The organism is Raineya sp., assembly GCF_053497555.1.
In genome coordinates, this window is the sequence record NZ_JBRCWE010000066.1 from 24,944 (window position 1) to 48,981 (window position 24,038).

Here is a 24,038-nt window from a genome sequence, read left to right on the forward strand (position 1 = left end):
CCACAAATAGTTTTGCCAAAAGTGCTTTTACCACCCGCCGCCCAAAGCTCGGTAGATATTCACTTTGGCAAGTAGCTGGCGTAATTTAATTTCGGTAAGTTCCATTTTTACATTGAGGGCTTCGCGTTGGGTGAGCAGTACCTCCATATAGTCGGCACGAGCATATTTGAATAGCTCACCCGAAATATCTACCGATTGGCTCAAAATTTCAGCTTCTTTGCTTTTAGTTTGGTAGCTTTGCGAATAGTTTTTCACTGCCGCCCATTGCGTTTGCACTTCCAAATACGCCGCAAGCACCCTTTGCTGATACCTGTATATGATTTGAGCTTGCCTATGATGAGCCGAATAATAATTGGCTTGCAGGGCATTTCTATTGACAAGCGGGGCAATCATATCGCCCATTAGCGAAAAAATAAGCGATTCGGGATTGAAAAGCAAATGAGGCTGAAATGCCTGCACACCTGCAAAGCCATTCAGGCGAAAAGCAGGATTGAAAGCGGCTCGGGCAGAAGCAATATCCAATTTTGCCGCTTGCAAGTCCCATTCGGCTTGGCGTATATCAGGACGATGGCGTAGCAGTTGGCTCGGTACACCCACTCGCAAAGAATCTACCCCGATGCTATGAAAACTGGCTATACTGCGAGGAATGCCCTTCGGGAAGCCCCCTGTAAGCAAATGCAAGCGATTTTCGGTTTCGGTGATTTTTTGCTTGATTTCGTATTGCAAATTGGTAGTATTGAGCAATTGAGCTTCAAAACGATTGACAGCCAGTTGTGATACTTTCGCCGAGTTTTTCTCTTGTTTTACTACCTCCAAAGCATTTTTCTGAATATCAATGTTTTGCTTTACAATTTCTAATAGATTATCCAAAGCCAAAAGCTCGTAATAAGAACTGGCAATTTCGGCGACAAGCTGGGTGGTAAAGAAATTTTTACCCTCCTTGCTTGCCATATAACGAGCTACTGCGGCTTTTTTGGCATTGCGAAGCCTTTTCCAAACGTCCAATTCCCAAGAGGCATTGAAGCCTACCACAAAATCGCTGAAAACCTTGGGAAAGGCTTTGCCCGGCTCTATTTCGGTGCTTTCTTCCAAAGCTCCAAATCGTGTAAATCTGCCTACCCTATCGGCTCCTGCACCTGCATTGAGCGTTACGGAGGGCAGATATTCGCCTCGCCTCGCCCTGATTTCATTTTGGCTAATGGCAATTTCTTGCTCCAAAATGCTCATTTCTTGGTTGTTTTGCAAGGCTGTATCTATCAGAGCCGTGAGGTTGGGGTCTTGGAAATAGTCTTTCCAAGAAATTTTTGCCAAAGAATTGGTATCTGCATTTTGAGCAAACTCTTGGGGCAAATTTTGCGAGCGAGTTTTTACGGCATATTGGGGAGCTTTGCAAGCCGTCCCCAGAGCCACCAGTAAAAATATGATGAAAATTTTATTCAATGCTTCCATTTTCTTGTACTTTGACTTTTTTGCTGAATAATTTTTTGAATTTGAGCAAGACTGATTTTTTCTGCACCTTATTATCCATAAAATCTTCGGTGAGCGGGTTTTCGTCTTCATCTTTGATGAGTTTTTTGCCATCAGCCATTTTGCCAAAAATATAGTACAAACCGGGGATAATCAGCACGCCGATAATAGTACCCAAGAGCATACCTCCCATAGCCGAAGAGCCGATGGTGCGGTTGCCGATAGCCCCTGCTCCTGTGGCTCGTACCAAGGGTATCAGCCCTGCAATAAAAGCAAAGGAAGTCATCAGGATAGGACGGAAACGCACTTTAGCCCCTTCAATAGCCGCCTCTAAAATGCTTGCTCCTTCTTGGCGTTTTTGCACGGCAAATTCCACTATCAGCACGGCATTTTTACCCAGCAAACCCACCAGCATAATCAAACCGATTTGGGCATAAATATCATTTGCCAAACCCATCATTTTCAGCATTGCAAAAGAGCCAAACACCCCCACAGGCAAGGAAAATACCACTGCCAAAGGAATAATGAAACTCTCGTATTGCGAAGCCAGCACTAAATATACAAAGACCAGCACAATTACAAACACATAAATAGCCTCGTTGCCTCGCCCTGCTTCGTCGTAAGAAAGTCCTTCCCAAGCAATATCGTAGCCTTGTGGCAGTGTTTCTTGGGCTACCTCCTGAATAGCCTTAATCGCATCGCCGGTGGTATAACCTTCGGCAGGCACGCCCCTGATAGCCGATGAGGTATAAAGATTGAAACGTGTGATTTCGTTGGGTCCTTGGGTTTTTACGAGTTTCATAAAAGAAGAATAAGGCACCATATCTCCTTTTTCGTTTTTGATGAAAAGGTTGGTCAAATCCGAAGGGATTTTGCGATACTCGGGGGAGGCTTGTGTATAAACCTTGAAAAAGTTTTGGAAACGTGTAAAACCCTGTTCGTAAGTACTACCAATCAGGATATTGAGGTTTTCCATTGCTTTGCCAATAGAAATGCCTTTCTGCATTGCTTGGGCATTGTCTATCACAAGTTCGTATTGTGGATAATTGGCGGCGTAGAAAGTGAAAAGCCCTGTTAGTTCTTTTCTTTTGCTCAAAGCCTCCATAAATTCCTTATTCACCTTATCAAACTCCTGATAGTCAATTTCGGTACTTTTATCCAACAAACGCAAAGAAAAACCATCAGAAGAACCGTAACCGGGTACAGCGGGTGGCTCAAAAAATTCTATCACCGCTCCCAAATCTTTGGCTTTCTCTTCCAACTCTTCTATAATTTCTTTCACGGAGTTTTTGCGTTTTGCCCAATCTTTCAGGTTGATAAGGCAAGTACCTGCATTAGAGCCGCGACCTTCGGTAAGGATTTCGTAGCCCGCCAGCGAAGTTACCGATTGTATGCCATCAATCTCTTCGGCAATTTTTTGGAGTTGGCGAGAAACCTCATTGGTACGCTCCAAAGTAGAGCCGGGCGGCGTTTGGATAATGGCATAAATCATTCCTTGGTCTTCGTTGGGTATAAAACCTGCGGGCAAGGTCTGATTGACAGCAAAAATACCAAATCCAAAAGCTGCCAAAATGCCAAATGTAAGCAAACGCCTATTGACAATGAGCGATAGCACTTTCGTATATTTCCCTGTAAGACGTTCAAAATTCCGATTAAACCAATCCAAAAAGATTTGTACAGGGCTTCGGCGATGCGAATGATGCGGGTTGTGTGGCTTCAAAATCATTGCCGAAAGCACAGGCGTAAGCGTAAGAGCTATCAGCCCTGATAGAATGATAGAACTTGCCATTGTAATAGAAAACTGCCTGTAAAACATTCCGACAGGACCCGTCATAAACGTAATGGGTACAAATACAGCCGTCATTACCAAAGTAATGGCAATAATAGCCCCACCGATTTCACCCAAAACTTTTTTTACTGCCTGATAAGGATTGAGATGCTCCTCTGCCATTTTAGCGTGTACAGCTTCTACCACCACAATCGCATCATCAACCACAATCCCGATGGCAAGTACCAAAGCAAAAAGCGTAATGAGGTTGATAGTAAGCCCCAAAAACTTCATAAAAATAAACGCCCCCACCAAAGAAATAGGCACAGCAATAATTGGAATGAGCGTAGAGCGGAAATCGCCCAAAAACAAGAATACTACAATCGCTACCAAAATAAAGGCTTCTACCAAAGTATGTACTACTTGCTCTATGGAAGCATCTAAAAATTTAGAAACATCATAATTGATTTCGTAACTCATTCCCGGAGGGAAGTCTTTTTTCAATTCCTCTAATTTCACTTTTACGTGTTCTATCAGCTCGCTGGCATTGGTGCCAAAGTTCTGCTTGAGCACAATAGAAGCTGATGGGTAGCCATCTTTATTGGAGTAAATATCAAAAAACTCACTGCCCAGCTCTACTTTTGCCACATCTTTCAGGCGTAGCACTTCGCCTTCGGCATTGGCACGCACAATGATATTGCCGTATTCTTCGGGTTTATTGAAACGCCCCTTGTACACCAATACATACTCTAATGATTGCACCTCTTTGCCCGAACTTAGTCCCAAGCGTCCGGGTCTGCCGATTACACTTTGCTCATCAATGGCGTGCATTACTTCTTCGGTAGAAACTTTGTAGGCTCGCATACGGTCGGGTTTGAGCCAAATACGCATCGCATAATTGCGAGACCCCAAGATTTGAGCCCTTCCCATACCCTTGATACGCTGGAGTTCGGGAATGATATGCACGTTGGCGTAGTTGTAAAGAAACTTCTCGTCGGCGTTTTTGTCGGTGCTGTACAAATTCACGTACATCAGCATACTGGGCTGAATGGGCGTAATAATAATCCCTTCGCGTTGTACAAGCGGTGGTAAGTTGTTCATTACTTGGTCTACGCGTGTTTTTACATTCACTACGGCGGCGTTGGGGTCGGTACCGGGTTCAAATACCACTTGGATAGTGGCTTCGCCTGCACTGGTGGCATCAGAAATGATGTACTGCATACCTTGTACGCCATTGATGGCTCTTTCGAGGGGTACAAGCGTGGTATTGACGAGCACATCGGCACTGGCACCGGGGTACGCCATAAATACCATTACACGAGGCGGAGCTATTTCGGGAAATTGCGAAACAGGAATGCTTTTCATAGAAATAAGCCCCAAAAATATGATGATTAGCGAAATAGCAATCGCTAATACAGGTCTTTGAATGAACTTTGCAAACATAGCTTTTCAGGTTTAGGCTTATTCAGCGTAGATATGTTTCATTTCATTCATTACCTCATCAAAGCTTACTACTTTGATTTTGATATGCTGACCGTCTTTTACTTTTCGCAAACCTTCAATCAGCACTTTGTCGCCTTCTTGCAAGCCGCCGGCTATGGCAAAAGCGTGGGGCATTTCTTCGGCTACTTTTATTTCTCTGGCTCTTACGATATTGCTTTTATCCACTACATACACAAATTTCTTCTCCAAAACCTCAAAAGTGGCTTTTTGGGGAATGAGCAAGGCATTTTGGAGCTTTACGGGCATCAGGATATTGCCTGTTTCGCCGTGTCGGAGAATGCTATTAGGGTTCAGAAAAGTTGCCCGAAATGCAATATTACCTGTTTCGTTGTTGAAATCGGCTTCTATGGTTTCTACAAAACCTTTGTATGGGTAAAGGTGATTATTTGCCAAAATCAGTTGCACAGAGTCTAATTTTTGATTTTTGCTTTGGCTTACAAAATCTAAATATTCTGCTTCGGGTACATTGAAATACACCCACATACGGCTATTATCGGAAAGTGTAGTGAGTAATTCGCCTTCATCAAGCAAACTGCCCAATCGTACCATAAAACGCCCTACATAGCCATCAAAGGGAGCCCGTATTTCGGTAAAACCTAAATGGGTGCGAGCTAAGGCAAGTTCGGCTTTGGCTTTATCGTATTTGGCTTTGGCAAGAGCAAGCTCGTTGGCAGAAACAATGTTTTTATCAGCAAGATTTTGCGTATTTTTGAGTTCTATTTCGGCAAAATTGGCTTCTGCCAAGGCTTTTTTGGTTTCAGCCTGATAGACCATTGGCATTATTTGGAAAAGCAGTTGCCCTTTGCGTACTAGCTTACCTTCATCTACAAAAATATTTTGCAAATAACCTTTTTCCAAAGCACGCAATTCTATATGCTGAATTGAGCGAATTTGGCAAACATATTCTTTGAAGATGGTGGTATCTTTCTTTACTACCTTACTTACTAAAAAGGTAGGTTCTTCTTTTTTGTGATGAGCCTCGTGATGACAGGCGGTCTGCACCATTGCCAAAGCAAGCAAAGTGCAAAGAATTGCAAGATTTTTCATAAAATTAAATATTTTATACGAATTTAGAGTTGTGAAAAGAAATAAGAGAAAGCATAAGACAGCAAGCCTTATGGCATACGGCAAGCATATCCAAACCCAATAATGAGGCTTGGGTATGAAGTAGTATCCCTAAATTTCGTAGAAAATAAGTTTATGATAAGCAATGTAAAGAGGACAGGTAGGAGTAAAAAAGGCGTTCCTTTCTGAAACAAAGGAATGTTTGGAAAGCTTTTGAAAACGAAGGAAAAATAATTTCGGAGAGAAAATTTCTTGTATATCAAAAACTTCCAGAGAAAAATACGAAGGATTTTTTTTGATTTTTTTGCACTTGCCAAGTTGTGCTATTTCCTCACTCTCTTCGCCTACTCCTTCTTTTTCGGATTTATTTCCTTCTTTTTCGGTTTCAGCAGTTTTTTCGGCAAAAAGGTCAAAAGAAGTATCGGGGGTAAAGCATAAAAGATAAGTAAAAACAAGCAGGAAAGAAAAGCAGACAAAGCGTTTTCCAAAAATTTGCTCAATATGTTTTTGTACTTTTCTCATAGTTGCTACAAAGGTAGCAAAATTTTATATTGTAAGCAAGAAAATTCTGTAATTCTCGCTTTTGATAAAACCAATAAAATATACAACAAATTTTTTGCCAAACTTTTCGCAATAAGCTATTTTTCTTATTTTTGGCGAAAATTTTTTCGCAATGTATTCGCTTTTGCTTCGCCAAGCTACTATTTTTGACAAAAATAGCCCTTTTCATTTGCAAAAAAAAGATATTTTCATCAAAGATGGCAAAATTTTACAAATTGCCGATAGCCTCTCTGTTGCTGAAAATACTCGCATAGTAGAAAGCTCTAACCTATCTGTAAGCATTGGTTTTGTAGATTTGCGTTGTTGGGTACCAGACCTTGGTTCAGAGTACAAAGAAACGCTCTCTACGGCTCGTAAAGCGGCAGAAAGAGGTGGCTTTACACATACTTGTCTGCTTCCGAATATGTCGCCTGCTCTGGATAGCAAAGATAGCTTGCAATACATTTTGCAAAAAAATGAAGCCAATTTAGTGCAAACCCTACCCATTGGGGCTGTTACGCTGAAAAACAAAGGCGAAGACCTTGCTGAAATGATTGATTTGCACCACGCAGGAGCTGTGGCTTTTTCCGATGGCTTGCAGGCTATCCATAATGCCGATATTTTGCTCAAAACGCTTTTATATCTGCAACCTTTGAACGCCTTGCTGATACAACGCCCCGAAGACACGCTTCTGACACGATTTGGGCAGATGAACGAAGGCATTACGGCTACCTATTTGGGGCTCAAAGGTATGCCCGCCCTTGCAGAAATATTGGTTATTCAGCGAGATTTGGAAATATTACGCTATACAGGAGGCAAAATTCATTTTTCTTGCATTTCTTGCGAAAAATCGGTAGAACTTATCCGAAAAGCCAAACAAGAAGGTATGCAAGTAACTTGCGATGTTTCTGCCCTAAATCTTTATTTCACAGAAGAAAATTTGCAAGATTTTGATACCAACTTCAAGCTCAACCCACCGCTACGCACCTCAAAAGATAAAGAAGCCTTATGGAAAGGCATTGCAGATGATACCATTGACGCCATTGTTTCCGACCACCAGCCCCAAGATACCGAAAGCAAAATGCTGGAATTTGATTTGGCTCAGTTTGGAGCTATCAACCTGCAAACGGCTTTTTTAGCTACTCATACTGCAAACAAGCAAATTGCTTTGGAAAAAATTGTAGAAAAATTTGCCCAAAAACCTCGTGAAATTTTAGGCTTGCCTATGCCTATTATTCAAGAAAACCATTATGCCGATTTGTGCATATTTGATAGCCAGCAAGAGCAAATTTTTACTACCGAGCAAATTGTTTCACTTTCTCAAAATTCGCCTTTTATTGGCGAAAAGCTGAAAGGTAAAATTTTAGCTATCTGCCGAAATCAGTTTTATGAAGTGTTTTGATTTTTTTAACAAAAAATTCTTGAAAAAAACTAAAAAAAATTTCTAATTTCGCTTGCAAAATTTAACCCTTCCACCCAAAGCACAATGAAAAGCTACATAGACCTCATAGAACAAACCTTTGAATTCCCTACACCCGAATTTAAGGTAAAAAACAACGAACTGCTGTTCAATGGTGTGCCACTAATGGAGATTATTCGCGAGTATGGAACACCTATGAAAATCACCTATCTCCCCAAAATTACAGAGCATATCCAGTATTCCAAAGAGCTTTTTAGCAATGCAATGAAAAAATTTAAATACGAAGGTGAATACGTCTATTGTTATTGTACCAAATCTTCGCATTTTAGTTTTGTATTAGAAGAGGCTCTCAAAAATGATATTCACATTGAAACGTCTTCGGCTTTTGATTTGCCCATTGTGAAAGCTCTTTACAAAAAGAAAAAATTTACCAAAAAGCAATATGTTATTTGCAATGGCTACAAAAGACCTCTCTATTTGCAGTATATCAATGAAATGCTTTCCGATGGCTTTCGGATAATACCTGTACTGGATAATTTGGAAGAAATTGACGCCTATCAGCACAACAAAGCCGAAGTCGTAGAAGTAGGTATCCGTATTGCCGCCGACGAAGAACCCAATTTTGAATTTTATACTTCTCGGCTTGGGGTTCGTTATAGCGATATTGTTCCACTCTACAAAGAAAAAATACGCGATAACCCCAAGTTTAAGCTAAAAATGCTTCATTTTTTTATCAATACAGGTATTAAAGATACAGCTTATTATTGGAGCGAACTAAGCCGCTTTATGTACAAATATTGCGAACTTAAAAAGATGTGTCCCGATTTGGATACCGTTGATATTGGCGGCGGGTTTCCTATCCAACTTTCTTTGAGCTTTCAGTATGACTATAAATATATGGTAGAGCAAATCATTGAAAATATTCAGTGGATTTGCCAAAAAAACAATGTCCCTGTGCCTCATATCTTTACCGAATTTGGCTCTTTCACGGTAGGCGAAAGTGGTGCCGTTATTTATTCGGTAATTGGGCAAAAACTTCAAAATGATAAAGAGCTTTGGTATATGATTGACGGCTCTTTTATCACCCAACTCCCCGATGCTTGGGGTATCAATCAGAAATTTATTCTGCTCCCTATCAACAACTGGGATAAACCTTATCAGAAAGTTCATTTGGGCGGTCTGACTTGCGATAGCTTGGATTATTACAGCACCGAAGCTAATCTTTCGGAAGTATTTTTGCCCATTGTTGAAAACGGGGATACCCAATACGTTGGCTTTTTCCATACAGGGGCTTATCAGGAATCAGTGGGTGGATACGGTGGCATTCAGCATTGCTTGGTGCCTGCTCCCAAGCACGTCATCATCAATCGGGATAAAAAAGGAAATATCAGTACACAACTATTTGCCCCCGAACAAGATAGCGATTCTATGCTAAAAATTTTAGGTTATAAATAGATGTTCAAGTTTTGAGTTTGGAAAAATTGTAGATTTGTAGATTGAGGTTCAAGAGTTTAAGATTTCAGGTTTGTGGCTCAAACGCTGTTTCTTAATTTCTTACCTCCTGTTTTGTTTTTCTCAGTAATCTGAAAAACAAGCACATAAATTTTCATTATTTTCAAAAATTTGATTTTTTTTGTTTATTTTGCGAGAAAAATTTGCTTTTTTCGTTTGCATTTATTTACTTTTTGAACCAAAAACAACACAATGAAATCTAAAAGCTACAAAATTTTTGCTTGGGTGGCAACGGCTCTGTTTGTATTGCTTTCAGGCAAATTGTTTTATGATTTTTACACCCTTGATGCACGCATAGTAGAAGAGTTGGGAATTATAGAAATTGCTAAAAAAAGGGTTTTGGCAAATACCATTCTCATTCCCTTTGTAGCTTTCGGGATAGCCTTTTTTATGGCAGTTTTAGCTATTCTACTTACCAATATTGCAGGTTCAACTCGCTATGCTGAAGGTATGGTGATAGGAGAAGTAAAAAATGACCAAAACACCGAAAAAAGAGGGCAAACAGAGGCTCAAAGTACAAGCAAAGGTATGAGCCTTTCAGCTTTGGGCGAAGTAAATAAAGTTTTGAGCGAATACAGCGGCGAAGAACGTTTGGAGCGTATCCTGAGCCTTATCTGCAAAAATTTGGAAGCCGCCCAAGGAGCAGTATTTTTGCTTCGCAAAGAAGGTAGAAAGAAATTTTTTAACTTTCAGGTTGGCTATGCTTATTATTTAGCAGAAAGCCAGAAATTAGAATATGAAGAAGGAGAAGGTTTGGTGGGGCAAGTAGGCAAAGATGGCGTACCGATTTTGCTCAAAAATGTTCCCGAAGGCTATATGAAAGTTATTTCGGGTTTGGGCGAAGCCTCTCCTCGCAGTTTGCTGATTGTGCCTATTTTCGCAAGAAATGGCAGGGAAGTAATTGGCATTTTTGAACTTGCTTCTTTTTCAACTTTTACCGAATTACAGAAAAGTTATGTGCAACAAGTGGCTTCCTTGCTTATCGAGCAAATGGAAGAAAGTCTTATTATTACGGCTTAAAGTAGTTTTTCCAAAATTTTGTGCGTATGCTCAACTTATTCAAAAAGTTCAAAATTGGTGCAAAGATTTCACTTATCTTACTGCTGGTAGTTCTTTTAGCGGTAGCTTCGGTAAGTTTTTTTGCCTATAACCAAAGTAAAAACTCCATAGAAGAGCGTTATTTGCAATCTTTGAATGGGGTTGCTGATTTGAAAGTGGAAAAAATCCAAACTTTCATCAACGAAATCAATGCCGCTGTAAAAGTAGGTAGCGATTTGAAGCCTATCGTGGATTTTCTCAAAAAAATAGATGCCCCCTCCAAGCCAGAAGAAAACAAAGAAGAAAAAAAGGCTAATGATGATGAGCTTGGAAATATATTTGAGCAAGATGTACAACAATCAGATACCACACAAACAGGACAAGATACTCAGGCTAATCCTACACCTTCTACAGATTTTGCTATCAATGTAGAACTGGAAAATGCCGTCATTGCTATTCAGTTTGCTTACGAACTCAATAACGTTTATTTGCTGGATAAGGAAGGTAAAGTAAGGTATATCAGCCGTTCTACCCCCGAACAAACCTTGAACGAAACATTCAAAACACCTCCCATAGACCCTGCTATTGTGGTAAAAGGCAGAGATACTACTTATTTCAGTAAAGTTTCTTTACAACAACTGGGCAAAGAAAAAAGAACGGTATTTTGGGTATCTGCTCCTATCCGTGATAAAAACGTGACGGGGAATCCACTCGTTGGTCAGCTTATCTACGAAGTAGATATGGATAAAGTACAAAAACTCGTTTCCGATAAAGTTGGTTTAGGTGAAACGGGGCAAGTGTGGCTCTTACAAGAACAAGAAGGACGTTTTGTGTATCTTAATAGTTTCAAAGCAAAAAATAAAGAAATCAAATCATTAGACAAAGCAGGTGAAAAAGAAGATGCAGGTACGCCTTTCATTATCCGTAGAGCTTTGGATAAAAATGCTAAACACAGCGAAGCCATTGAAGAAGCAGACTTTTTAGCCGTTTCTCGCTATATTCCGGGAGTAGAGTGGGGAATGGTTGTAAAAAACGATAAAGCAGAAATTTACGCTCCTGCGGTGGCTTTGCTCCAAAGGTTTCTCATTGCTGGTGCTGTGGTAATCGTGATTGCCGTTGTTATTGGGATACTTTTCTCCCAACTCCTCACCCGCCCGCTGGCTGTTTTGCGTAGAACTATCACCTTGCTTGGAAAAGGAGAACTTCCTCCTGTGGTTACCACCAATAGCCAAGATGAAATCGGTGAAATGACCGAACAAATCAATGCTTTGGTGCAAAACCTTGAAAAAACTGCTAACTTTGCCCAAGACATCGGTTCGCAGAAATTTGACGTAGATTTCAAACCTTTGAGCGAAAAAGACGTACTCGGAAACGCTTTGATAAACGCCCGTGATAGTTTGATTCGCTCCGCCGAAGAAGCCAATATCAATGCTTGGGTGAACGAACGTCTCAACGTAATCAACGACATTTTGCGTACTACCGACAAACTGGAAGTAATGGCTGAAAAAATCTTGGCTTATGTGGTACGCGAAGTAGGAGCTATTCAAGGAGCTTTTTATGAAATGAAACGAGATGAAAAAGCAGGAACAGAAGAACTTGTAATGATTGCCAGCCACGCCTACAACAAGAAAAAATATTTAAGTGCTTCCTTCAAAGTTTTCAAAAATCGCTACGCCGAAGGGCTCGTAGGGCAAGCCGCTATTGAAAAAGAAGCTATCCGCCGTACTGAAATTCCTGATGATTATGTAACTATTACATCAGGGCTTTTAGGTGAAAAGAAACCTAAATTCTTACATATTTCTCCTCTCATTACCGCCGATACACGAGAAGTGTATGGAGTTTTAGAAATTGCCGCTTTGGAAGAAATTCCCAAAGGTTCACGCGAAGATGAATTGCTTACGCGTATCAGCGATAGTATTGCTCGTACTATCTTCAACATCAAAGTAAGGGAAAGTACCGATTTGCTTTTGAAAGAACAAACTAAACTTACCGAAGAGCTACAAGCCAATCAGAAAGAATTGGAAAAAAATGCCAAAGAACTTGCCGATAAAAACAAAGAAGTAGAAAAAGCCAACCAAGAACTCCAAGAACAAATTGAAAAGGTAAATCAAGAGCAACGCAAAACCCAAGCACTCCTTGAAAACTCATCGGAGGTTATTATTATTTACGACCCCGATAAAACCATTCGCTACGCTTCGCCTTCCGTAAGAAGAATCTTGGGCTTTGAAGCAGACGATCTTTTAGGAAAAAATGATTGGGATAATATTGAACAAGGAAAAGATGCTTTTGAAAGACTTTTCCGAGAGTTATTAGAATACCCTGATGAAAGGCACGCTGCCATTGAGTACTTGTACAAAACTGAAAGCGGGCATACCATTTGGATGGAAGCCACAGGTAGCAATCTAATTCACGAACCCGCCATTCAAGGCATTGTTATCAATGCTCGTGATATTACAGTTCGTAAAGAAGCTGAACGTGAGCAACGCCTTCGCGGTCAGATGCAAGCTCTCTCCGAAAACTCTGCCGACCTTATCTTACGTATGGACAAAGAAGGAACGGTTTATTACGTAAACCCCGTAATTGAAAGCCTTACAGGACACCCCAAAGAAGAGTTCTTGCAGAAAAAAATTACTTCCGATTATATCCCTCAAAAAGTTTTGAACGCTTGGTTCAAACTTGTAGAAACCTCGGTAAGAAACATCACTCGTGGCGAAGCTAAAGCCAGTGGTGTGGTAGATTTTGAAACCATAGAAGGACGTAAAATTATGAGCGTAAATGCCATTCCTGAAAGGAATGATATGGGTGAAATTGAAACTTTCCTTCTCGTTTCACACGATATTACCAAAAGTGAAGAAGACAAAGAAATTATCGCCGCTGCTAATAAGAAAATTACCGACTCTATCAATTACGCTAAACGTATCCAAAGTTCTATTTTGCCCGATAGCACTTGGTTACAAAGTGTATTCCCCGATTCTTTCGTGATGTTCAAGCCCAAAGATATTGTAAGTGGTGATTTCCCCTGGATGCTCAAAACGGATAATGGTGTATTTGTGGCAGTAGTGGATTGTACAGGTCACGGTGTTCCCGGTGCCTTGATTTCACTGATTGGCTATTTCCTTTTGAACAATATTTTCAGCGTGGAAGAAAATAAAAAGCTCAAACCCAGTGAAATTTTGGATATTCTTGACGAGTCTGTTGTACGTACGCTCAGGCAGACCGAAGAAGATGCTATCAGTAAAGACGGTATGGACGTTTCGCTTTGCAAAATCAATTTTGATACAAAAATTTTGGAATACGCAGGGGCTCACAGACCGCTTTACTATGTAGATACCCACAAGCCCGAAATAGAAGACCCATTAGAAGAAATCAAAGGCGACAAAATGCCTGTGGGTGGTGGGCAATATAAAAACAGAGGTGCTTTCGCCAATCACGAAAGACCCTACCAAGAAGGTGATATGATTGTCATTTTCTCGGACGGCTTGCCCGACCAATTCGGCGGACCCGATAACCGCAAGTTTTCACCCAAACGTATCAGAGATATTATCAAAGCAAATTTGAATGTGCCTATGATGGCTCTCAATGATGCCCTTGAAAATGAACTTAAAATATGGATGCGTTTAGATGATGAAAAAAATGCAACCAAACAAACTGATGATATTTTGGTGATTGGCATACGCTTTTAGATAAAGAGCGGGGGGAGTTCAAAAGATTAAAGTTTGAGGTTTAAGGGTTCAAGAGTTTAAACTTCAAACTCCAAACTCCAAACTTCAAATTCCAAACTCCAAACCCTCAAATTTTTGATTTTTTCAAACAATTTTCAGGAAAGTTTTTTGTTTTCAGAAAAATATTTAACTTACAGCAAAATTTTCAAAACAAAGCATAGTAACCATCAAAAATAGTTAAGCTATATGAAATATGTTTATGAACTGCACAAGACGATGATTGCCAACAATCTGATTTTGGTATATGAAGGTGAATTTACCCAAGATATTACCAAATCCATTTTGGCAATGGCAGAAAGAAATATGGACGCTATTGGCGAACTTGGGGGGGTAAAAAGAAAGGTTTTTAGTGTAATGGTGGAATGTTTACAAAATATTGTAAAACACTCCGAAGAACTCAACGAAAAAGATGAAGATGGCTTGAAAAACAATGCTATTTTTATGCTTGGAAAGCAAATCAACGAATATATTGTTACGTCAGGTAACCCTATTCGTAATGCCGCTATTCCTTCGGTACAAGCTAAAATTGAAAGAGTAAATTCTTTGGATAAAGACGGCTTGAAAGACCTCTACAAAGAAATTATCAAAAACACTGAAATTTCTGATAAAGGCGGAGCTGGTTTGGGCTTTGTAGATATGGCAAGAAAATCAGGGGAAAAATTAGGGTATAGTTTTGAGCCTATCAACGATGAGTATTCATTTTTTGCCTTGAAAATCATTGTTCCTCGTAGCGAATAAATTATTTTTCTCTCAAAGTTAAACATACAAAAATTTGTGATATAGTTATGGAAATCATCAATTTAGAAGGGACCGAAGAAACACCCAAAGTGATTTTGGATAAAGATAACGGCATATTTGAAATTTCGGGACGCTCTCTACCCGAAGACGTAAGAACTTTCTATCAGCAAGTTTTAGATTGGCTTGATAAATATGCCGCCGCACCCAATCCCGAAACTAAATTTACTTTCAAACTTGAATACTTCAATACAGCTTCCTCCAAAGTTATTCTTGATGTACTTACCAAACTGGAAGGCATCAGCGGTGCGAAAGTGATTTGGTATCATCACGATGACGACGAGGATATGGAAGAAGCGGGCAAAGAGTTTCAGGATATTGTAGATGGATTGCCTTTTGAGTTCAAAACTTACTAAAATTCTTACCTTATAGGCTTTTGAAAGCCTATAAGGTTTTCTGATTAAATCTGTTGTACCTTTTTCTAAATCCCTAATTCTATTATTATCTTGCTATAATTTTTTGCATATATGAGCGAAGCCGTACTCGATGCCCTCACCAAAGTTTTTGCTATTACTATTTTACAAGACGGCGGGGTTTCTCCCAAAGAAGAAAATTTTGTGGCTGAATATTTCCAAGAGGTTTTAGCCCAAGATTCCATTCCCGCTTATATGCAAAAATATAAAGAATACTACGAAAAATTGTGGAATGATTTTGGAGCTAGAGTAAGCGAAAATGAAAAAGAAACTCTGCCCGGCGAAGAAGAAACAAGTAGTAAAAAAGTAACTGACGAAGAAAGAGCCTTTCAGAAATTTTCTGTGAAACTTGGCGGGCTTTTCCGCAAAGAAATCGCCCCTGAAAAAGAAAGTCGTTTGGTTTTGAGCCAAAAAATCCTCATCGTAGTACGAATGTTGGAACTTTTGGCTTCGGATAATCGTGTAACCAAAAGACGCTTGGAGGTAGTGCAAACCTCTGCCGATTATCTGCTCAAAAATGAAACGCTTTTCAAAATTATTTACGACTTCGTTTTCAAGAAAGCTGATGAACTGGTAGGTAACGAAAACATACTCACAGTTAGTTCGCTGTATATTCCTCGTACCAATACTATCAAGCACATTCAAATAGAAAGATTGGACGGCGAGCTGATATTTTTGCGTATGCCCGAAGCCAATATGTATTTTGTGAAATATACGGGCAGTGAAAATATTAAGCTCAATGATTTCTTGATGAAGCCCAACAAAATTTACCAATTTACTTCGGGCAGTATCATCAGAACACAAGCAGGTAACTCTTTCTATTTCAGCGATATTGTTGCTAATTTTACTGATGTTCAGAAAAAACAAAAACTTTCCTTCAATGCCATAGATATTGAATATAAGTTCAAAAATGGTAATTTGGGTTTGCGTGGCGTGAGCGTAGCCGAAAGTGCAGGTAACCTCATTGGCATTATGGGGGCAAGTGGAGCAGGGAAAACTACCCTACTCAATGTACTGGCAGGTCTGGAAACTCCTTCCAGAGGGCAAGTCTTACTCAATGGCATTGATATTCACCGAGAAAAAGATAAGGTGCAAGGAGTTATCGGCTATGTAGCCCAAGATGATTTGCTCATTGAAGAGCTAACTGTTTATCAAAATCTTTATTACAATACCAAACTTTGTTTCAAAAGTTTTACCGAAAAAGAACTGCACGAGCGAGTAATGAAAACCCTTGAAGACTTGGGGCTTGCTCATATCAAAGATTTGAAAGTAGGGAATGTTCTCAATAAAACTATCAGTGGTGGGCAACGCAAACGCCTCAATATTGCTTTGGAACTTATCCGTGAACCTGCGGTGCTTTTCCTTGACGAACCCACTTCGGGGCTATCTTCCAAAGACTCCGAGAATGTTCTTGACTTACTCAAAGAGCTTTCTGCCAAAGGAAAACTCATTTTTGTTGTTATTCACCAGCCTTCCTCCGATATTTTCAAAATGTTCAATAAACTTATCATTTTGGATACAGGAGGCTATCAGGCTTTTTACGGCAATCCTGTTGATGCTGTTATTTACTTCAAAAAACAAGATAACCAACTCAAAGCCGAAGAAGGGCAATGCCCCAACTGCGGTAATGTAAATCCTGAACAAATTTTTGATATTATTGAAGCCCGTACCATTGATGAAAGCGGACAATATACCAACCAACGCAAAAAAACGCCTATTCAGTGGAATGAGCTATTTTTGAAAAATTTTAGCGATAAAATTCGCCCCGTAGAAGAGCAAAGGGAAGTTCCGCCCAAAGCCTTAGATTTACCCCATTGGACAAAGCAAACCATTCTCTTCACGATACGCGATTTTCTGGCAAAAGCAGGCAATACGCAATATATGGCTATCAACCTTTTAGAAGCTCCCCTACTTGCCTTTTTGCTTGCTTTTATTATACGCTTCAATAACGACCCACTTACTTTGGGGTATAGCTATCGTTACAACGACAATATCCCCGCTTATATCCTAATTTGTGTGTTGGTAGCTCTTTTTATGGGACTCACCGTAAGTGCCGAAGAAATCATCAAAGACCGCAAAATTCAACGCCGAGAATCGTTCCTCAATTTGAGCAGGCACAGCTATCTACTTTCCAAACTCATTATCCTTTTCGGACTTTCTGCCGTTCAAACGCTTACTTTTGTACTCATTGGCAATGCTATTTTGGAAGTGAAAGGTATGAATATGATGTATTGGGCAGTGCTTTTCACGGTTTCTTGCTTTGCCAATATGCTCGGATTGAACATCTCTGCTACTTTCAATTCCGTAGTTACCATTTACATCACTATCCCTTTGCTACTTATTCCACAAATGATTTTGAGCGGTGTGATTTTCAATTTTGATAAGCTCAATCAGTTTGTAAGTGATAGAGGGCAAGTGCCTCTCCTTGCCGACCTTATGGTTTCGCGTTGGGGCTTTGAAGCCATTGCCGTTGAGCAATTCAAAAATAATCAGTTTCAAAAGCCATTTTTTGAGTATGAAAAAGAAATAAGTGTGGCAGATTTTAGGCAATTGTGGCTTGATGAACTCGGCAATGCTCGTGTAAGACTTTCTAAAATTTTGGATAAAAACTCTGATTCTTTAAGCAAAGTAAAAACTGCCGAACTCAAACTCATTGCCTATGAGTTGCAAAGAGAAAAAGCCTTTGACCTAAAAACCCCATACGGCAAACAAAATCGCCCTGCTTTCAAAGATTTTGATAATCTGCTCACCAAACTCAATATCAATACTTACAACGAAAAAGTTGAAGAGGAGCTCAAAAACTATCTGGAAGAGCTTGCAGAATACTACAAGGCTCGTAGAAACTACTTCAGCCGTGAAAAAAATGATTTAGAAGATAGATTAGAGGAAAAAGTGAAAGGCTACTCTTTGGAAAAATATAAGAATACCTATTTCAACGAAAGTCTATCCGATTTGGCTCGCAATGCCAATGTAAGAGATAAAATTTTACTTTACAAAGAAAAACTCTTGCAACAAGCCGACCCCATTTTCCAAGAGCCTCTGCTCCCTGCTCATTTCTTAGATTACAGAACGCAATTTCTTGCTCCTTCCAAGCATTTTGCAGGTATGCTTATCAATACCTACTATTTTGATATTATAGTAATTTGGCTGTTTTCGTTGGTATTGTATATCACCTTATACTACGAAACTTTCAAAAAAGCCCTTTCTTTATCTATTTTTGGGTTTTTCAAGAAAAAAGAAAAAAACAAAACAAAAAAATGAAAATTTTTCAGGGAATGTTTGAAATTTTAGAAAAAACTATTTTATTTTGAACTGAAATTCTTATTCTGGCAAAGTTCATACCCTCAAATTAAAACGTGTAAATTTTATGAAAAAAGTAATTTATAGCCTTCTGACTTTTACTTTCATAGCTATTACTGCTTGTGATAATAACGACGACATCAGCAAAGTAGCAAGCGATACAACTAAAAAAGTAAAATCAGGTAAAGAAGCCATTGATAAGAAGACTATCAAGGAGTTTGTAGATAGAATCCCCAGCCCTATGATTATTTCTTCTATCATCAAAGATAGTGGCATTGATTACGACCAAACGCTACTCAATTCGGTAGATAATGAATCTAAATATGTGATTGAGTTTAAGCAGGCTCTCAATCTTGGTGTTTTCAGTACAGATTTGGGCTATGCCAATATTTACGAAAAATCGCAAGATGCTATCAATTTGCTTGTGGGGGTAAAAGATATGGCTGATAATCTTAAAATCGGTCAATATTTTGAATTTGAAAAAATCAAACAACTTTCTAAAAGTAAAGACAAACTTGATGAACTCCTGCAACTCACCGAAGAGAACCTTATCAACATCAATAACAAATTGTACGAGCAAGATAGAAGCGATTTGACCGTGCTTATCATTACTGGCGGTTGGGTAGAAGTAATGTACTTGGCTACCCAAGTAGTACAGAAAAAACCTGTTAAGGATTTAGAGCAAATGATTGCCGACCAAAAAATTGTTCTTGACCAAATCGTTCAATTGCTGGATTATTACGCCAGCCAATCTAAAATGAGAGATTTGCACGATGAACTCGTAGATTTGCAAAAATCTTTTGAAAAAATCAAATTCACCAAAAGCGAAGGTGAAACCAAACAAGAAGAAAAAGAAGGTACTGTATCCGTTCAGCAAGGTGGTAGCGAGCAAGCCGAAATGAGCAAAGAAACGCTTAATGAAATTACAACCAAAATCGCCGCCATTCGCAATAAAATCGTTAGCTAAAATTTTTTACTTCAAAAGGTTCAAAAACATCAGTTCTTTTGAACCTTTTACCCTTTTGATACGCTTAACAATCAATTTTGAAAATTTATGAAAAAACTATTGATAGCCTTTGTTTTTATAGGGGGAATGTTGGGAAAAAGTTTAGCTCAACAGAAAACAACTACTACTCAGCAAAACACCAAAACCGAGCAAAAAACTACTACGCAAACGCAGAAAGATACTAAAACGCAAACTGACCCCAAAAAACAGGAAACTAAAAAAGAAGAGAAGAAAGAAGTAAAGAAAGAAGAAAAAAAAGAAGTAAATCCACGTATTGAAAACTGCAATCCTATTGGTTATATCAGAGATATTACTGATGCAATGAAAAGCTCGGGGTACAAGTTTTTGAGAAGTTACAAATTGGAAGGTCCTTCCAATAAGCCCATAGAGCAACAATATACATTGAGCAAAGGAACAACCTATTTTATCAGAATAGAATCTTATGTAGATAGCCGATTGAAAGTGGTACTCTACGACCCCGAAGGCAGAGCAGTAGCCTCTACGTTCAACTCCAATACGCAAAAATTTTATCCTTCCATAGAAATACAATGCAGTAAAACAGGTGTGTATAAAATTTCTTTTGAACATCATTTCAATAAAAGAGATTTCTGTGGTGGAGCTGTTTTAGGTTTCAAACGTTAAAAAAAAAAATTTTATGAAAAAAATCTTTTGGCTTCCTCTGTCTGCTATTATCTTGATGGCTTGCCCCAAAAGCGACAACGAACAAAAGCCTACGCAAGACACTACTCAAAAGCAAACTAACACCAAAACGGAGTTCAAAACCGATTACGAATTGCTGAATGCAATGCCAAATCCTATTGAAATGACCGACCTTATCAAAAGTTCGGGAGTAGAATACGACAACAGCCTACTAAATAAGCCTGAAAACATTGAAAAATACAACGCCGAACACCAAATAGCCCTCAATTTGGGCGTGTATAGCGTAGATTTGGGTTATGCCAATTTACACAACAAGACCCAAGATGCTATCAGATTTTTAGATGCTACTCGTAAAATGGCAGAAGGCTTGAAGGTCGCTCAATTTTTTGATTTTGAAAAAATCAAAAAAATTACCCAAGAAAGCAAAGATATGAACGAGCTTATTCTTACCACAGGTTTAGGACTTACAGCTATGCGTCAGAAATTGGAAGAAGACAAACGAGGTGAAGTGCTAACTCTGATGGTAATCGGAGGCTGGGTAGAGTCGCTGTACTTGGCTACCCAAGTCGCCGAAAAAGCGAATAAACCTGCTCTAAACGAAAAAATTGCCGACCAAAAATTCGTCGTTGAAGCTATCTTGAAAGAATTAGAACCCAACAAATCAGTTTCCAAACACATTGAAAGTCTTTACAACGATTTACAGAAAATTGGTGAAAGCTATAAAAATATCAGTGTAGAACCGCAAGAAGGCAAACCTACCAAGGTAAATATGAGTAAAGATGACTTTCAAAAACTCTCACAAGCACTCAAAGAAGCCAGAGGGCGTATTGTGAGTTAAAAATTATTGCTTAATGTATTGACAGCAATCATATTTTTTATTACTTTTGAAATCAAAACCAGAACTCTCAAAAAATCAACACATATATGAAAAAGGTATTGTTTTTGCTCCTCGCTTTTAGCTTTGCATATTTTGCAAATGCTCAATGTGATGTTACTGAATACACCAACAAATGTGCTGAACGCCTCAAACCCGATGGTTTCAAGTATCTCAAAAGCTACAAACTGGATTTTATGAATGGTAGCAAAAAACAAATCATCTATTCTTATGTATTCAGCAACAATACAAGCTATCGCATTACTATTGCCAATAGCGATAACAAAGGGCTTTTCGTAACGCTTATGGATTCAGAGAAAAAGCCCGTAGCAAGTAGCTACTTAGAAAAGGAGAAAAAATATATGCCCGCTATTGATATAAAATGCTCACGTACAGGCATATACTACTTGGCTTACGAAGTAAAAGAAGGTAAAGACTACTGCGGCTCTAGTGTCATTGGCTTCAAAAGATAAAATTTTCAAAAAATTTACATAAAAGGTTGTGTTTTGCTTTCGGCAAACACAACTTTTGTTTTTTTACAGCTAAATTTTTGCAGTATGCGTAATAAGCTATCCTACTTCTTTGGCACAATATCCAACATTGCTTTTGTGTTGCTACTATTAGCTTTTGTTTTGAAAAACTTTCAAAGTTTATCTGCTGAAACCTTCAAAACACTATCTCTAATTGCTTGGGGTTCTTTGGCATTGGCTTCGCTATTTGAAGGCTTATTTTTTCAGGGAAAAAACAAAGTTTTTGTGCTTTTTACGGGCTTAAGCATTTCGGCTACTGCAATGCTTATTCTTTCACGAATTATGGATTGGCGTAATTTTGGGAACTTACAATATGCCCCTTATGCTTGTTTGATAGCAGGCGTATTGCTTCTAATTCTTCAAAGAAACTTATCCAATATAGCTACCAAAGCCCTACTTATTGGTACAATAGGACTTTTGATGATTATGGGAAAATTGTAAAAATATGCTCAAAGGAGAAGTTATCAATGGCTATGTAATTTTGCAAGATTTCACAACCGCAGGCGGCGGACTAAGCAAATGGACTTTTGCTCGCAAAGGAGAAAAAGAATACTTCATCAAAGAATTTCTTTCACCCAAGTACCCTACTGAAACCTCACCGGGTAGCCCCAAGTCCAAAGAACGTAAAAAGTTGGAATGTGAAAAGTTTGAAAACCACCACAAAACTCTAATGAAGCAAATCAATGAGCGTTGTGGTATAGGTGGTAATTTGGTAGTTACGCTTGATTTTTTTCGTGTAGGAAGCACTTATTACAAAGTAACTGAAAAAGTTGATGTAGCTTCCCTTTCTCCCAAAGAGATTTACGCTCTTCCTTTACCAAATAAAATTCTGATACTTAAAACTATAGCTCACAGCCTCAATATTCTACACAAAGCAGGTATCGTACACGGCGATTTGAAACCCGAAAATGTACTTATCAAGCAAACCCGCCTGAATTATTATACCACCAAACTCATTGACTTTGATAACAGCTACTTTTCGGGTAAGCCACCCGAATTGAGCGAAGAGGTAGTTGGCGATATGGTTTTCTATTCCCCCGAACTGACTCGCTACATTCAGGGCAAAGAAAATCCTGAAAATTTAAGCACACAATCAGATATTTTTGCCTTGGGCTTGCTATACTGCATTTTTTTGCAAGGCGAACTGCCCGATTTCCCTAAAAAATATGCCTACCCTTGCCTTGCCGTAAATGAGGGCAAAGAGCTTAAACTTATTGATGCCAAATTACCCAAAAAGCTAAAAAAAATGGTGAATGCAATGCTTGCCCCCTCTCCTGCCGAACGCCCTACCGCAGAAGAAATCTTTGAAACTCTCAAAAATCTTGATTTGAAAGATGATGATGAACTGATAAAAGTTCCTGAAAGAAAATCTTTTGTAGAAACTTATTGGGAAGAAAAAGAGAAAAAAGAAGCCGAAAGCAAAAGTTCCAAACTCAAAATGACTTTCAGTAAGAAAAAAGAAAAAACTAGCGAAGAAGATCCCTGGAAGAAAGTTGAAGAGTTAGCAAAAAAATTGAAATTTGAAACAGATGAACCTATCAATGATAGTAGCGAAAGCAAACTACGAGGCAAAGGTCTGAAAATCGTAAAAAAATAAAAAACAAAAGCCTTCAAGTTTTGAAGGCTTTTTGGTCTGATGTACCCTGGCGTGGAGTACATTACCAAGATTGAACTCAAAGCATTGGGCTTTAACATTGGTTTTTTCTCAAGACTTGGAGTTCGTGGAGCAACGTATGGAGGCTACAAATTAGAAAAAGCCCCCAGCGAAAAGGTGTATAAGGTTTTGAAATTGCTCTAATTTTTGTATATTTGAGCAAACAAACCATAAAAAGTATGGAAACTATTACGATAAAAGTAAAAAATAGCTCTGATGCTTTGAAAATTTTGGAATTGCTAAAAAAACAGCCTATAAAAATGCAGATTAGTAAAGTTGAAAAAACTAAAAAAACAACTAAATCTGCTACCCAAAAGGATATTGTTTCAAAAGAAAAGTTTTTGAAAGACCTCAAAGCTGGTTTGCAAGAAGTAAAAGAAATACAAAAAGGCAAGAGAAAAAAGAATACAATGAAAGATTTTAATGATTATGTCAAAAGTTAAGGTCATACCAACAGATTAATTTAATAAAAAGGCTAAACCTTTGGTAAAAAAATACAAATCATTACAAGATGAAATCAACACTCTTGCCTCAAAGATTGAGGAAAATCCTACAATGGGTGTGGATTTAGGTGATAATATCAGAAAGATACGTCTGGCAAGTAAAAGTAAAGGAAAAGGCAAAAGAGGTGGTTTTAGAGTGATTACTTATTTGCTAAATATCCAAAAAGATGAAACAGAGGTGTATTTGATTTCAATTTATGATAAATCTGAAATTGAAAATGTACCAAAAGAAGAAATACAAAGTATTGTAAAAGAAATACAGAAGTAA

At 38.7% G+C, this 24,038-nt stretch carries 20 protein-coding genes; 16 read left to right on the forward strand and 4 right to left on the reverse strand.

Translation table 11 applies throughout. The annotated features are described in order from the left end of the window. Nucleotides 1-27: 27 nt before the first annotated feature. The 4 genes from ACWITO_RS08730 to ACWITO_RS08745 form a co-directional block, all read right to left on the reverse strand. Entirely contained in the window at nt 28-1,449 is a 1,422-nt protein-coding gene (locus tag ACWITO_RS08730) for a TolC family protein (protein ID WP_448529614.1), read from the reverse strand. After that, entirely contained in the window at nt 1,433-4,678 is a 3,246-nt protein-coding gene (locus ACWITO_RS08735; RefSeq protein ID WP_448529615.1) for an efflux RND transporter permease subunit, read from the reverse strand. The genes ACWITO_RS08730 and ACWITO_RS08735 overlap by 17 nt, the downstream gene beginning before the upstream one ends. 18 nt (nt 4,679-4,696) lie before the next feature. Then, nucleotides 4,697-5,785, reverse strand: coding sequence for an efflux RND transporter periplasmic adaptor subunit (locus tag ACWITO_RS08740; protein ID WP_448529616.1), 1,089 nt, complete (start codon nt 5,783-5,785; stop codon nt 4,697-4,699). A 129-nt stretch (nt 5,786-5,914) separates the two neighbouring features. After that, complete coding sequence (locus ACWITO_RS08745) at nt 5,915-6,325, reverse strand: hypothetical protein (RefSeq protein ID WP_448529617.1); 411 nt, start codon at nt 6,323-6,325, stop codon at nt 5,915-5,917. Between the two features lie 151 nt (nt 6,326-6,476). Between ACWITO_RS08745 and ACWITO_RS08750 the strand changes: the two genes are divergently transcribed. The 16 genes from ACWITO_RS08750 to ACWITO_RS08825 all read left to right on the forward strand — a co-directional run bounded on the left by ACWITO_RS08750 (nt 6,477) and on the right by ACWITO_RS08825 (nt 24,038). After that, the gene (locus ACWITO_RS08750; protein ID WP_448529618.1) at nt 6,477-7,745 is read left to right on the forward strand and encodes a dihydroorotase; all 1,269 of its coding nucleotides are present in this window, start codon (nt 6,477-6,479) and stop codon (nt 7,743-7,745) included. Nucleotides 7,746-7,829: 84 nt separating this feature from the next. After that, nucleotides 7,830-9,218: an arginine decarboxylase gene (locus ACWITO_RS08755; RefSeq protein ID WP_448529619.1), complete on the forward strand. Its 1,389-nt coding sequence runs from the start codon at nt 7,830-7,832 to the stop codon at nt 9,216-9,218. Nucleotides 9,219-9,467: 249 nt separating this feature from the next. Then, on the forward strand, nt 9,468-10,295 hold the full coding sequence (locus ACWITO_RS08760) for a GAF domain-containing protein (RefSeq protein WP_448529620.1): 828 nt from the start codon (nt 9,468-9,470) through the stop codon (nt 10,293-10,295). Nucleotides 10,296-10,321: 26 nt separating this feature from the next. Next, on the forward strand, nt 10,322-13,996 hold the full coding sequence (locus ACWITO_RS08765; protein WP_101357518.1) for a PAS domain S-box protein: 3,675 nt from the start codon (nt 10,322-10,324) through the stop codon (nt 13,994-13,996). A 225-nt stretch (nt 13,997-14,221) separates the two neighbouring features. Next, nucleotides 14,222-14,773 carry a SiaB family protein kinase gene (locus ACWITO_RS08770; RefSeq protein WP_101357519.1) on the forward strand — a complete coding sequence of 184 codons (552 nt, stop codon included), beginning with the start codon at nt 14,222-14,224 and terminating at the stop codon, nt 14,771-14,773. Between the two features lie 47 nt (nt 14,774-14,820). Then, nucleotides 14,821-15,186: a DUF1987 domain-containing protein gene (locus tag ACWITO_RS08775; RefSeq protein WP_101357520.1), complete on the forward strand. Its 366-nt coding sequence runs from the start codon at nt 14,821-14,823 to the stop codon at nt 15,184-15,186. Nucleotides 15,187-15,297: 111 nt separating this feature from the next. Next, the gene (locus ACWITO_RS08780; RefSeq protein ID WP_448529621.1) at nt 15,298-18,504 is read left to right on the forward strand and encodes an ATP-binding cassette domain-containing protein; all 3,207 of its coding nucleotides are present in this window, start codon (nt 15,298-15,300) and stop codon (nt 18,502-18,504) included. Nucleotides 18,505-18,610: 106 nt separating this feature from the next. After that, nucleotides 18,611-19,510: a hypothetical protein gene (locus ACWITO_RS08785; RefSeq protein ID WP_448529622.1), complete on the forward strand. Its 900-nt coding sequence runs from the start codon at nt 18,611-18,613 to the stop codon at nt 19,508-19,510. Between the two features lie 87 nt (nt 19,511-19,597). Then, nucleotides 19,598-20,191: a hypothetical protein gene (locus ACWITO_RS08790; protein WP_448529623.1), complete on the forward strand. Its 594-nt coding sequence runs from the start codon at nt 19,598-19,600 to the stop codon at nt 20,189-20,191. A gap of 13 nt (nt 20,192-20,204) precedes the next feature. After that, nucleotides 20,205-21,047 carry a hypothetical protein gene (locus ACWITO_RS08795; protein WP_448529624.1) on the forward strand — a complete coding sequence of 281 codons (843 nt, stop codon included), beginning with the start codon at nt 20,205-20,207 and terminating at the stop codon, nt 21,045-21,047. Nucleotides 21,048-21,133: 86 nt separating this feature from the next. Beyond that, complete coding sequence (locus ACWITO_RS08800) at nt 21,134-21,556, forward strand: hypothetical protein (RefSeq protein WP_448529625.1); 423 nt, start codon at nt 21,134-21,136, stop codon at nt 21,554-21,556. Nucleotides 21,557-21,640: 84 nt separating this feature from the next. After that, on the forward strand, nt 21,641-22,054 hold the full coding sequence (locus ACWITO_RS08805) for a hypothetical protein (protein ID WP_448529626.1): 414 nt from the start codon (nt 21,641-21,643) through the stop codon (nt 22,052-22,054). A gap of 4 nt (nt 22,055-22,058) precedes the next feature. Continuing rightward, nucleotides 22,059-23,210 (forward strand): protein kinase domain-containing protein, encoded by a 1,152-nt coding sequence (locus ACWITO_RS08810; protein ID WP_448529627.1) that lies wholly within the window; start codon nt 22,059-22,061, stop codon nt 23,208-23,210. 39 nt (nt 23,211-23,249) lie between these two features. Beyond that, on the forward strand, nt 23,250-23,411 hold the full coding sequence (locus ACWITO_RS08815; protein ID WP_448529628.1) for a hypothetical protein: 162 nt from the start codon (nt 23,250-23,252) through the stop codon (nt 23,409-23,411). 35 nt (nt 23,412-23,446) lie between these two features. After that, nucleotides 23,447-23,710 (forward strand): hypothetical protein, encoded by a 264-nt coding sequence (locus ACWITO_RS08820; protein ID WP_448529629.1) that lies wholly within the window; start codon nt 23,447-23,449, stop codon nt 23,708-23,710. Nucleotides 23,711-23,750: 40 nt separating this feature from the next. Continuing rightward, complete coding sequence (locus ACWITO_RS08825) at nt 23,751-24,038, forward strand: type II toxin-antitoxin system RelE/ParE family toxin (protein WP_448529630.1); 288 nt, start codon at nt 23,751-23,753, stop codon at nt 24,036-24,038.